This is a genomic window from Pseudomonas capsici (assembly GCF_017165765.1).
GTDB lineage: Bacteria > Pseudomonadota > Gammaproteobacteria > Pseudomonadales > Pseudomonadaceae > Aquipseudomonas > Aquipseudomonas capsici.
In genome coordinates, this window is the sequence record NZ_JAFGZD010000012.1 from 94,215 (window position 1) to 106,234 (window position 12,020).

Genomic DNA, 12,020 nt, shown 5'->3' on the forward strand with positions numbered 1-12,020 from the left:
TGATGGCAAAGGATTCAGGGCGCATGGCTATTCCGAAAGTCAAAATGTAAATCCAAGGACTTCCTCGATGCTTGAAAGAAAAACAACAGTTGGCAGTGGAAACCGTTACACAAAGCGCCCTCCTGTGTTTCAACTGACCACCCTGGCATTGGCTTTGAGCGGCGTCATCTCGGCGCAGGCAATCGCGGCGGATGAAGCATCCAGCAGCAATGCCGTTCAACTCACCAATATCAATATCAACGCCGACACCCCGGAAAACCCGACGGCCCCGCTGGTCGGCAAGGTTGCCCTGCGCAATACCAGCGCCACCAAGACAAACGCGGCCATTACCGAAACACCGCAGTCGCTGTCGGTGGTGACTGCCGATGAAATCACCGACCGCAAATCCGACACCCTGGCCGATGCCCTGAGCTATACGCCGGGTTTCACCAGCCAGCCATCGAGCTTCAACCGCACTTCCGACCGCTTCCGTATCCGCGGTTTCGACGTAGAGTCCGCTACCGGTGGCTCGCTGCGTGACGGCCTGCGTCTGCAGAACAACTCCTACGACGGCGTCCAGGAACCCTTCGGCCTGGAGCGCGTGGAAGTGATCCGTGGTGCCGCCTCGGTCCTGTACGGCCAGTTGTCGCCGGGCGGATTCGTCAACGGCGTCAGCAAGCGCCCGACCGATACACCGTTCCATGAGCTGGGCCTGCAATACGGCAACAATGATCGCAAGCAATTGACGGGCGACTTCAGCGGCCCGCTGGGCGACAGCGATACCCTCAGCTATCGCCTGACCCTGTTGCAGCGTGACAGCGACACTCAGCAGGACCATATCAACGACGACAAGCTTTACATTGCTCCGGCCCTGACCTGGCGCCCCAATGAAGACACGTCGCTGACCTTGCTGGCTTTCCATCAGAAAAGCGACACGCGTTTTTCCGCGCCCCTGCCATACCAACTCGTCAAAGGCCTCGGCAACGGCCCCTTTACCATTGGCCGTCATGACTTCATCGGTGAGCCCGGTTACGACGACATGAATGGCGAGATGTCCGCCATCGGCTACGAGTTCGAGCATAACTTCAACGACAATATCCGCATCAGCAACAAGCTGCGCTACTACGAAGCGGAGATGAAGTGGAAGTACCTGCAAATCCCGACTAACAACGCGGCAGCAATAGCAGCGGTCAACTCGGCGGCTAGAAATGGTTTGCTGACTCGTCAGTACAGTGATCGTCACGAGCGCTCCAGGGCCCTGACCAGCGATACCAACGTCGAAGCACGCTGGAACATCGGTGGAGTGGAAAACACCTTTCTGATCGGTGCCGACACCTACGATGCATCGTATGACTCGCACAACTTCCGGAACAACGCGCCCTCTTTGAATCTCGCCACCTACAACTACGGGCAGCCGGTGGTAGTAACCCGAACCCCTGACCGTGGTTCGCAAATCGATACCCTGCAGACAGGCGTTTATCTGCAGGACCAGATCAAGTTCGACGATCACTGGCTGCTGTTGCTCGGCGGTCGCCACGACTGGGCCAACCAGGACCAGAAAGCTTTTGCAAACGGCCAGAAACGGCACCAGTCAGACGAGTCCACCACCTGGCGCGCCGGCCTGGTGTACCAGGCGGATAACGGCCTGGCTCCGTACATCAGCTACAGCGAATCGTTCTTCCCGGTAGCGGTGGCCGATGCTCCGACCCAGAGCTTCGCCCCGACCGAAGGCAAGCAGTATGAAATGGGTATTCGCTACCAGCCTCCTGGCAGCAATATCCTGTTGAGTGCCGCAGTCTATGAGCTGACCCAGAAAAACGTGCTGAAGACCGTCAATAACGTTCCTTCGCAGACGGGCGAACAACGCTCCCGCGGACTGGAACTGGAAGCAAAGGCCGATGTAACGCCGCAATTCAGCGTCATTGCCACCTATGCCTACACTGACGCGCGCATTACCGAAAGTTCGGTTCCGGGGGAAGTGGGCCAGCGCAGCGAAGATACGCCGTACCATCAGGCTGCACTGTGGACCGACTACAACTTCGCCCTGTTCGGCATTCCGCAACTGAAGATTGGCGGCGGTGCCCGCTACAAGGGCACAACCCAGGCTTCGGGTATCGAGTCGCAGATGCCGGCTTACTTCCTGTTCGACGCCATGGCCAGCTACCAGATCGACAAGAACTGGGATGTTTCCCTCAACGCCAATAACGTGACGAACAAGAAGTACACCTACTGTGAATTTGCGATTTGCCGCTACGGCGATGAGCGCGAGCTGGTGACCTCCGTCAACTTCAGGTGGTAAAAACCCTGTAGGGGCCAATTCATTCGCGAAGCCTTTCGCGAGTGAATTGGCTCGCACGATAACTATCCCTTCGGCTTCGCTGCCTCAAGCACTCCCCGGATAACCTGTGACTGCCACGCAAAATAAGGGTTATAAGTCAGGCGCGCATGCACCTTGCCCGGCTCACGGTAGCCCCACTCGGAATACCACACCTCCTCTCCAGCCTCACAGCGCGCAACATCCTTGGCATCCAGGCCATTCCAGCAGAAGCGCAGTTTCCCTGACCGGCCATAGAGAGCATTTTGCGGCGAAAACAGAATGCCCATATGGGAAAACTGGCTGATACGCTCATCCGCAAGGCGGTCTGTGCGGGTCAGAATACGCGATGAATCCGGCGCGCCTGCTTTCTCCTGGCCATACCAGATCAATCGGCTGGCAGGGTTTGTGAAACGGCTGCTGAACAGCTCGCGCACATATTGCACATCGACGACCGAATCCTTTTCCGTCAGGACAATGGCTACAGGCCGATCGAAGTTCTCATGCTCGATCAGGCTGCGAACCGCCACGCTGCTGCGATAGAACTGAGCGAAGCCGTTGGTGGGCACGTTGTAATAGCGCACCGGCGACTGCTGCGGTCGAGACTCGTTGGGTGGCACGATCCAGGTCCTGACATGGGCCAGCCATGGCGTAACCCAGTCAAAGGTGGCACTGGAACGAAGGGCCGGCGAAAACAGCACCAGGCCATTGATGCCAGGATCTTTCATGGCATAGGCGAGTGCCAGATTGGCGCCGGTCGAGAATCCCCCCAGATAGACCTCCGGAAATTCCTGTCGCAACAGTGCGACCTGCTCCTGCACCAGTTGCTGCCATTGTTCCAGGTGAATATCGATCAGATCCTCGGGACGAGTACCATGCCCCGGCAGCAACGCGACTCGCACGACATATCCCTGATCGGCGAAATCCTGAGCGACATCAACGAATGACCAGGGCGAATCACCGAGCCCATGCAGCAGAAGCAGCGCTTTGCCGGAGGGTACGGCAGGACGGATCTCGAAAGGCGCATTCCACACCAGCTCATTGTCACGGCTTTCGGTCTGGAACAGACGCCGCTCGCGGATTTCCTGCCGGGTGTCTTGCAGATACGCCTGAAAACTCGCGTGATGCGTCACGGCCGTTTCAGCCTCTGGCCGGGCACATCCCATGGCCATAACCATGAATATGAGGCTGGCCGCTACCCTGGCCATGAGTGACTGGTGCATGGCTCCCCTACTCCCGATCCTTGCCGAATCTGTTTCCCGAAAAGTCGATCATCGTAATCATCCGCTCACCCGAGCGATACTTTATTTGGCGAGTGGTTTGCCCTGTCTTGTATCCTTTCGTAAAATGCCCGCCACCCCGGGAAAGCCTTGTTACAGCGGGCTTCCCACTTATCGATCAGCGCAGTCGGGACATCCGTGGCAAGAAAATCCAGAAGGGATCTCACCCATGCAACGGGCACAGGCGATGCACCGGTCACGGTCATCGATGTGGCTCGTGCAGCCGGGGTTTCTCCCATCACGGTGTCTCGCGCCGTCAATCGCCCCGAGCTGGTCAGCGATGCAACCCGCGAGCGGGTGCTGGAAGTCGTCAAGGCCATGGGTTATGTGCCCAATCTTCTGGCTGGCAGCCTTGCAAGCAGCAAAAGCAAGCTGGTTGCCATCCTGCTACCCACCATTGCCCACTCGATTTTTGCTACTGCCGTGCAAGCCATCATGGACCGCCTGACGGAAGCCGGTTATCAGTCGCTGCTTGGCCCGACCGGCTACTCCCCGGAAAAGGAAGAGTCGCTGCTCGAAGCGATTCTTGGCCGTCGCCCCGACGGCATCGTACTGACCGGCACCCTGCACACCGAAGGCAGTCGTGCCCGACTGGCCAGTGCTGGTATTCCGGTGGTCGAGGCCTGGGACCTGAGCGATACGGCGCTGGACATGCAGGTGGGGTTTTCCCATGAAAAGGTCGGCGAGTTTGTGGCCGATCACTTCGTTGCCAAAGGCTATCAGCGCTTTTCGGTGATCACTGTCGATGATCCTCGGGGAATTCGGCGCTGCAACAGCCTGATTCAGCGCCTGGCACAACATGGCCTGTCAGGGGTGCCTGTTGAGATACTGCCTTTGCCCGCGACCTGGGAAGTCGGCCGTGAAGGGCTCAAACGGCTATTGCTGCGCCCCGAACACCCGCAATTGGTGTTCTGCAGTTCCGATACCGTCGCCATGGGTGTCCTCGCCCAGGCCGCTGAACTGGGCTTGCGGGTTCCTCAGGACATTGCCGTGCTGGGCTTCGGCGATACGACCAACAGTCGGTTCGCGCACCCGGCGCTGTCCACCATCAGTGTCAACTCCACGCTGATGGGTCATGAAGTCGCGCAGGCTCTATTGCGCCGCTTTGAGGGCGATACCTCGGTCACCCACTTCGACAGTGGCTTCTCGCTGATCGAACGCGCCAGCACCTGATCCCTCTCCATTTTCAAAAAATCTGCTGCACCGGGCTTGAATGATAACGTTATCTGAATAATGATAACGTTATCGTTGTACGACAACGGATGAGTCGGCTTGCCCTGCTCACACTTATCTACCCGCATAAAAACAACTAGTGGGAGCGTCAACATGCAAGAACCGAAGAAAACCCGCGCCCGGTATCTGATCCTGCTCATGCTGTTTCTGGTGACCACGATCAACTTTGCCGATCGTGCAACCATCTCCATTGCCGGGTCCAGTATCCAGAAAGACCTGGGCATCGACTCCATTACCCTCGGCTACATCTTTTCCGCTTTCGGTTGGGCCTATGTGCTTGGCCAGATCCCCGGCGGCTGGCTGCTGGACCGCTTCGGTTCCAAGAAGGTCTACGCGGCAAGCATCTTCACCTGGTCGCTGTTCACCCTGCTGCAGGGCTATATCGGCGAGTTCGGGGTCGGCACGGCGGTGGTGGTGCTGATTCTGTTGCGCATGATGGTCGGCCTGGCCGAAGCGCCCTCCTTTCCGGGCAATGCGCGCATCGTGGCGTCGTGGTTCCCGACCAAGGAACGGGGCACGGCCTCGGCCATTTTCAACTCGGCCCAATATTTCGCCACAGCCCTGTTCGCGCCGCTGATGGGCTGGATCGTCTACCGCTTCGGCTGGCAATACGTATTCATCTTCATGGGCGCCATAGGGATTGTGTTCTCGATGATCTGGCTGCGGGTCATCTACAGCCCGAAGGATCACCCGCTGGCCAATGCTGAAGAAGTCCGCTACATCGCCGAAAACGGCGGTCTGGTCGATCTCGATGACAAGAAAAAGAAAGCCGATGGTGGTCCGAAATGGGATTACATCCGCCAACTGCTTACCAACCGCATGATGGCCGGTGTCTACCTCGGGCAGTTCTGCATCAACTCGCTGACGTACTTCTTCCTGACCTGGTTCCCTGTGTATCTGGTCCAGGAGCGCGGCATGACCATCCTCAAGGCCGGCCTTATCGCTTCGCTGCCTGCCGTCTGCGGCTTCCTGGGCGGTGTGCTGGGCGGCGTGTTCTCCGACATGCTGCTGCGACGTGGCAACTCCCTGAGCGTGGCGCGTAAAACGCCTATCGTCGTCGGCATGCTGCTGTCGATGTCGATGATCATCTGCAACTACGTCGAAGCCGACTGGATGGTCGTGGCATTCATGGCGCTGGCCTTTTTCGGCAAGGGCGTCGGTGCGCTGGGCTGGGCCGTGGTATCCGATACCTCGCCCAAACAGATCGCCGGTCTGGCTGGCGGCCTGTTCAACACCATCGGCAACCTGTCCTCGATCAGTACCCCTATCGTGATCGGCTACATCATTGCCGCCACCGGCTCGTTCAAAATGGCTCTGGTCTTTGTCGGAGCCAACGCCTTGATCGCCGCCATCAGCTACCTGTTCATCGTGGGCGATATCAAGCGCATTCATCTCAAGGGGATCAGCGATCCGCTGGAAGACAGAGCGGCGCAGGCCGATGCACCAGCGGCCCCTCACACTCCCCGCTGACTCACAACAAGAAGGACTTTGATTCATGACTGTTCAGACTTCAAATCAGGCAACACACGGCGCACCGGTCATCACAGAGCTGCAGGTCGTTCCCGTTGCGGGCCACGACAGTATGCTGCTCAACCTCAGTGGTGCCCATAGCCCGTATTTCACACGAAACGTACTGATCCTCAAGGACAACGCCGGCCATATCGGCGTCGGCGAAGTGCCGGGCGGCGAAGGCATTCGCAAGACCCTGGAAGATGCCAGGGATCTGCTGATCGGTCAGTCCATCGGCAATTATCAGCACCTGCTCAAGCAGGTCCGCACAGCCTTTGCCGATCGCGACATCGGCGGACGTGGCCTGCAGACCTTCGACCTGCGTATCACCATCCATGCGGTCACTGCCGTGGAGTCGGCCCTGCTGGATCTGCTTGGCCAGCATCTGGAGGTGCCGGTGGCCGCCCTGCTCGGCGAAGGCCAGCAACGGGATGCGGTGGAAATGCTGGGTTACCTGTTCTATGTCGGCGACCGCACCCGGACCGATCTGGCCTATCGCTCGGAGGCCGATGCCGATAACGCCTGGTTCCGCCTGCGCAATGAGGAAGCATTGACTCCGGAAAAGATCGTCAGCCTGGCTGAAGCAGCCTACGAGCGTTATGGCTTCAAGGATTTCAAACTCAAGGGCGGCGTGTTACGTGGTGATGAGGAAATCGAAGCGGTCACCGCCCTGGCCGAGCGTTTCCCGCAGGCGCGCATCACCCTGGACCCGAATGGTGCCTGGTCATTGAAAGAAGCCATCCGCCTGTGCCGGGACCAGCATCATGTGCTGGCTTACGCCGAAGACCCGTGTGGTGCGGAAAACGGCTTCTCCGGTCGTGAGGTCATGGCCGAGTTCCGTCGCGCCACGGGTTTGCGCACTGCAACCAACATGATCGCGACCGACTGGCGTCAGATGGGTCACGCCATTCAATTGCAGTCGGTGGATATTCCGCTGGCCGACCCGCACTTCTGGACCATGCAAGGCTCGGTACGTGTGGCACAGATGTGCAACGAGTGGGGGCTGACCTGGGGCTCGCACTCCAATAACCACTTCGATATTTCCCTGGCGATGTTCACCCAGGTCGCGGCTGCCGCTCCTGGCCAGATCACGGCCATCGACACCCACTGGATCTGGCAGGATGGACAGCGCCTGACCAGAGAACCGCTGAAAATCGAGGGAGGACTTGTGGCCGTGCCGAAAAAGCCGGGCCTCGGGATCGAACTGGATATGGACGCTCTGCAAAAGGCCCATGAAGTCTACAAAGGTATGGGCCTGGGTGCCCGTGACGACGCCACGGCCATGCAGTACCTGATTCCAGACTGGACGTTCAACAACAAGCAGCCTTGCCTGGTGCGCTGATCGACTCACACTTGCAGATCCAAAACTGGCCACTCAGTTGGCAGCCGGCGCACAGCCCCCTTGTGCGCCGTTTTTTATCAAGGCCTGCAGAGGCTCGACGTATATTCTGCAAAAGTCGCAAATATGTAACAGGATGCGTACAAGATCTGAGACACAGCCTCGCTCCTGGAAGCTAAAAACGACTTCATATAGAAGCTACAAGCTGTTGATTCAATAAGGCTATCGCGAAAAAGATCAAGTCCTCTCTCCCTGTCGCCAGCGGTCAAAAGCCCGGCATTTCCTTATCTCAAATTGTATATACAAGCAATCACGTACATTCATATTCGTGACCGAGGTCTCTTTATCCGCGTCGAAAACCTGTCCCAGCTACATCATCATGGATGACAAAATGCCACATACCCTATTTCCGCAAATTGGCAGTGTCATGGCCAATATTGGTACTCGGAATTTCTCGCGCGCGTTTCTTGAGCTGATAAACAAGCAGCTTGGCATCGATGCCGCACATCTTCACGCACTGCCACAACCGCTGCAATCCGGGCTCGCCAGCGCTCGGGCGATGCTTGACGAAACCGTCACCTCAGCGCGCGCCCTCAGTATGTTCACGGATTCTGTCCACCTCTATCCGATGCAGGAGTCCAATGGTTACTGCTGCCGAATCACGGTGTTTCGTGCGCCTCCTTCACCCTGTTTCTCGGCTGGCGAGCGTCGCCGCTTGAAAGACATCTCGCCTTTCCTGTTCTCGATCCTCGAGAAACATGTGGAAACCTTGCAGTCGATCCAGTCCAGAGCCGAGGCGAACAAGACTGAAAGCCTCGAAGACCGTTTCCACGAACGTCTTCGCGAAACCGGCCTGAAGCTTTCCGAGCGCGAAACACAGGTCTGTCTTGGGCTGCTGGCCGGGCATACGGCTCTGGAGCAGGCCGAACGCCTGACCCTGAAGGTCAATACCGTAGGCAGTTATCAGCGTCGCGCCGCCGTCAAGCTGGGGATCAGCGGGCGCAACTCACTGATGCGCTGGATGTATGCGTCGTCCGAAGGCATTTCCATCGCCAACTGAGGCCTGGAACTGCCCTCGGACGCAGGCCTCAATCCCGCGCCAACGCTTCGATCGGATCAAGCCTTGCCGCATTGCGTGCCGGTACAAAGCCGAACAGCACGCCAATCAATGTCGAACAGGCGAAGGCGGTGACGATCGAGGCGGGTGAGAAGACCATTTCCCACTGTTTGACGAACAGCGTGAACAGGTAGCCGATCCCGTAAGACAGGGCGATACCGATTACCCCGCCGATCAGGCACACCATCACAGCCTCCACCAGAAACTGCTGGCGGATATCCGACTGGCGAGCACCGACAGCCATGCGGATACCGATCTCACGAGTCCGCTCGGTCACCGACACCAGCATGATGTTCATTACCCCGATACCACCGACCACCAGGGAAATCACCGCAATCAGCGACAGCAGCAAGGTCAGCGAGCGGCTGGTTTTCTGCACGGTCTGCATGACGCTGTCGAGGTTGTTGGTGAAGAAGTCCTTGGTGCCGTGGCGCTGCAGCATGAGGGCCTTGATCTCTTCCTCCACCTGCTTGCTCGGCATGCCATCCTTGACCCGCACGCTGATGCTGTCCAGATGGCGCTGGCCCAGCACACGACCGGCAGCGGTTTCGTAGGGCATCCAGATATTCAGGGTATTGCCGGCGATGAACAGGTTCTTGTGATCGCTGGTCACGCCAATCACCGTACAGGGCAGATTGCCGATCAGGATCACCTGCCCCAACGGATTGACGCCCGGCCCGAACAGCCGCTGCGCGGTGTTGTGGTCGAGCACCACCACCTGGGCCTGACGCCGGGCGTCCTGTTCGTTGAAGGTGATGCCTGCCGCCAGTTGGATGTTGCGCACCTGGAAGTAACGACTGCTGACACCATTGAGCTGGGCATCGACGTCAATGTTGCGGTAGCGCACCAGCATGCTGCGACCGACCACCGGCGTGGCGCTGTCGATGTAATACATCTGGTTGAGTGCCGTGACATCCGATGGCAACAGGGTCTCGATGGATTTGGCCCGACTGTCACCGAAGTTACTGCCGGCATAGATATCGATGGTATTGCTGCCGATGGCCTGGATGTCCTTGAGCACATAGCGCTTGGCACCTTCACCGATGGCCGAGATGGACACCACCGAAGTGATGCCGATGATGATCCCGAGCATGGTCAGCAAGGTGCGCATGCGGTGCGAGATCAGGGCGATCCAGGCCATGTTGAAGGCTTCGCGGAACAGACCGAGGCTGACGCCCAGGCGTCGGGACGCGCCCGCATGCTGCAATTGCGCTTCGGGCTCAGGTGCCGCCTGTGCCTTTTGCGCCGTGCGCTGGTCACTGATGATCTCGCCATCACTGACTTCGATGATGCGCTCGGCGTTGGCGGCGACCTTGGGATCGTGGGTAACCAGAATCACTGTATGACCGAGGCCGTGCAGCTCCAGAAGGATGTTCATGACCTCCTTGCCGCTGGCGGTATCCAGGGCACCGGTGGGTTCGTCGGCCAGAATCACCTGGCCGCCGTTCATCAGGGCACGAGCAATACTCACCCGCTGCTGCTGACCACCGGACATCTGGCTCGGCCTGTGCGACAGATGCCCGCTCAGGCCCAGGCGCGCCAGCAACTCTTCGGCCCGTTTATGCCGTTGCGCCTGGGATTTGCCGGCGTATACAGCCGGAATCTCGACGTTGCGCACGGCATCCAGGTGCGGCAGCAAGTGATAGCGCTGGAAAATGAAACCGAAATGGTCGCGACGCAACGCCGCCAGTTCCTCGTCGTCGAGATCTCGGGTTTCCTGGCCGTTGACCTTGTAGCTGCCGCCACTGGCATGGTCCAGACAACCGAGGATGTTCATCAGCGTCGATTTGCCCGAGCCCGAAGCGCCGATGATCGCCACCAGCTCGCCTGCATGAATCGACAGATCGATATGCTTGAGGGCCAGAAACTCGCGGTCTCCGGCCATGAAACTGCGGCTCACACCTTGCAGGTGCAGGATCGGGCTGCCCGTATCGATCGTCGTCTCGTGCAGAGCTGCAACCTCTACCTTCTGGTTCATGCTCATGACCCCGCCACGGTCGCTGACGGATCGGCGATGACAACCTGGTCACCTTCGGCGAGTCCGTCCTTGATCTCCACCTGAACGTTATTGTTGATACCGGTCTGAACCTTGCGCTCCTGGGCGAAACCGTTCTTGTCCAGTACGCGTACGGTGTAGACACCTTCGGCATCGCGTCTACCCAGCGCCGCCACCGGCATGCTCAGGGCACTTTTGGCGGTGTCGAGGACGATCCGCACCTGGGCGGTCATGGAGATGCGCAGGCGATGATCGGGGTTCGGCACTTCAAACAGCGCGTTATAGAAAACTGCAGAGTTCTGCTTGCTGGACGAACCGCTGCCTTCGGTTTCCAGATAGTCCTGAGGCGCGGGCTCGGTACCGCGCAGCGTGGCGTAGTAACGCTTGTCTTCACCCAGAATCGTGAAATAGACCTCCTGCCCGGTGCTGATGTGGATCACATCGGCTTCGGAAACCTGAGCCTTGATAGTCATGGTGTCCAGATCCGCCAGTTTGAGCAGGACCGGCGCGAGTTGCTGAGCGATGACGGTCTGGCCTTCCTGAGTCACGATCCCCACCACGTCGCCATCGATAGGCGCGACGATCCGGGTGTAGCCCAGATTGACCTTGGCCGTGTCGATCTGCACCTGGGCGCTTTTGATCTGCGCATCCAGCGCACTGACGTTGGCCTGCTGGACTTCATAGTCCGACTCGGCATTCTCGAAGTCCTGACGGGAAATAGACTGATCGGTCTGTAATTCCTTGTAGCGATCATACAGACGCTTGGCCTGCTTCATCTGGGCACGGGCCGAGAGTCGGTCGGCCTGCAGTTTTTCCTCGTCCACCTCGGCCTGGCGCAAGGTGTTACGCAATACCAGAGGGTCGATTTCAGCCAGCCACTGACCTTTCTTGACCTTGTCTCCCAGCTTGACCTTGAGCGACTTCAACTGCCCGGAAACCTGGGCACCGACGTCCACCTGCTTGATGCCTTCCAGCACGCCTGTCGCCAATACGGCGTTCTCGATGTCGCTACGCTCGACCTTGGCGGTGATATAGGTCGGCGGCTTGGCCGGCGCTTCGATGGCATAAAACACGATACCCGCGGCCAATACCAGGGCAGTACCCAATCCAACCTTACGCAATTTCGACTTGTTCATAGATGCCTACTGATACTTGAAGATCGCGCCCACCAGACGGGGCGGCAACTGACTGTTCGGTGTTCTGTGCGGCAGAGCTTCCCGCCCTTATCGGCGGGAAGCGCCTTCTTCATGGCC

Annotated in this window: 8 protein-coding genes; 5 read left to right on the forward strand and 3 right to left on the reverse strand. The window is 58.6% G+C overall.

Annotated features, from left to right (window positions below; all coding sequences use genetic code 11):
* The first annotated feature begins 67 nt into the window (after window positions 1–67).
* Entirely contained in the window at window positions 68–2,278 is a 2,211-nt protein-coding gene (locus tag JSY17_RS16660) for a TonB-dependent siderophore receptor (protein WP_206402431.1), read from the forward strand.
* Window positions 2,279–2,340: 62 nt separating this feature from the next.
* Here JSY17_RS16660 and JSY17_RS16665 read toward each other — a convergent pair whose 3' ends face one another.
* Complete coding sequence (locus JSY17_RS16665; RefSeq protein ID WP_318656826.1) at window positions 2,341–3,459, reverse strand: alpha/beta hydrolase; 1,119 nt, start codon at window positions 3,457–3,459, stop codon at window positions 2,341–2,343.
* Between the two features lie 252 nt (window positions 3,460–3,711).
* On the opposite strand from JSY17_RS16665, the gene JSY17_RS16670 reads away from it, so the two are divergent.
* The 4 genes from JSY17_RS16670 (at window position 3,712) to JSY17_RS16685 (ending at window position 8,714) form a co-directional block, all read left to right on the forward strand.
* The gene (locus JSY17_RS16670; RefSeq protein ID WP_117186564.1) at window positions 3,712–4,746 is read left to right on the forward strand and encodes a LacI family DNA-binding transcriptional regulator; all 1,035 of its coding nucleotides are present in this window, start codon (window positions 3,712–3,714) and stop codon (window positions 4,744–4,746) included.
* A 153-nt stretch (window positions 4,747–4,899) separates the two neighbouring features.
* Entirely contained in the window at window positions 4,900–6,276 is a 1,377-nt protein-coding gene (locus JSY17_RS16675; protein WP_117186563.1) for an MFS transporter, read from the forward strand.
* A gap of 25 nt (window positions 6,277–6,301) precedes the next feature.
* The gene (gene gudD / locus JSY17_RS16680; protein ID WP_206402430.1) at window positions 6,302–7,657 is read left to right on the forward strand and encodes a glucarate dehydratase; all 1,356 of its coding nucleotides are present in this window, start codon (window positions 6,302–6,304) and stop codon (window positions 7,655–7,657) included.
* Window positions 7,658–8,045: 388 nt separating this feature from the next.
* Window positions 8,046–8,714 carry a LuxR C-terminal-related transcriptional regulator gene (locus JSY17_RS16685; protein WP_206402429.1) on the forward strand — a complete coding sequence of 223 codons (669 nt, stop codon included), beginning with the start codon at window positions 8,046–8,048 and terminating at the stop codon, window positions 8,712–8,714.
* A 28-nt stretch (window positions 8,715–8,742) separates the two neighbouring features.
* Here JSY17_RS16685 and JSY17_RS16690 read toward each other — a convergent pair whose 3' ends face one another.
* On the reverse strand, window positions 8,743–10,749 hold the full coding sequence (locus JSY17_RS16690) for a MacB family efflux pump subunit (RefSeq protein ID WP_117181388.1): 2,007 nt from the start codon (window positions 10,747–10,749) through the stop codon (window positions 8,743–8,745).
* Window positions 10,750–10,751: 2 nt separating this feature from the next.
* Window positions 10,752–11,903, reverse strand: a complete 1,152-nt coding sequence (gene macA / locus JSY17_RS16695; protein ID WP_206402428.1) for a macrolide transporter subunit MacA — start codon at window positions 11,901–11,903, stop codon at window positions 10,752–10,754.
* Window positions 11,904–12,020 lie beyond the last annotated feature (117 nt).

Excerpts from the sequence above, each read along its gene's own strand:
- JSY17_RS16660 (WP_206402431.1), top strand. The coding sequence starts at position 68 with ATGCTTGAAAGAAAAACAACAGTTGGCAGTGGAAACCGTTACACAAAG.
- JSY17_RS16665 (WP_318656826.1), bottom strand. The coding sequence starts at position 3,459 with ATGGGATGTGCCCGGCCAGAGGCTGAAACGGCCGTGACGCATCACGCG.
- JSY17_RS16675 (WP_117186563.1), top strand. The coding sequence starts at position 4,900 with ATGCAAGAACCGAAGAAAACCCGCGCCCGGTATCTGATCCTGCTCATG.
- gudD (WP_206402430.1), top strand. The coding sequence starts at position 6,302 with ATGACTGTTCAGACTTCAAATCAGGCAACACACGGCGCACCGGTCATC.
- JSY17_RS16685 (WP_206402429.1), top strand. The coding sequence starts at position 8,046 with ATGCCACATACCCTATTTCCGCAAATTGGCAGTGTCATGGCCAATATT.
- JSY17_RS16690 (WP_117181388.1), bottom strand. The coding sequence starts at position 10,749 with ATGAACCAGAAGGTAGAGGTTGCAGCTCTGCACGAGACGACGATCGAT.
- macA (WP_206402428.1), bottom strand. The coding sequence starts at position 11,903 with ATGAACAAGTCGAAATTGCGTAAGGTTGGATTGGGTACTGCCCTGGTA.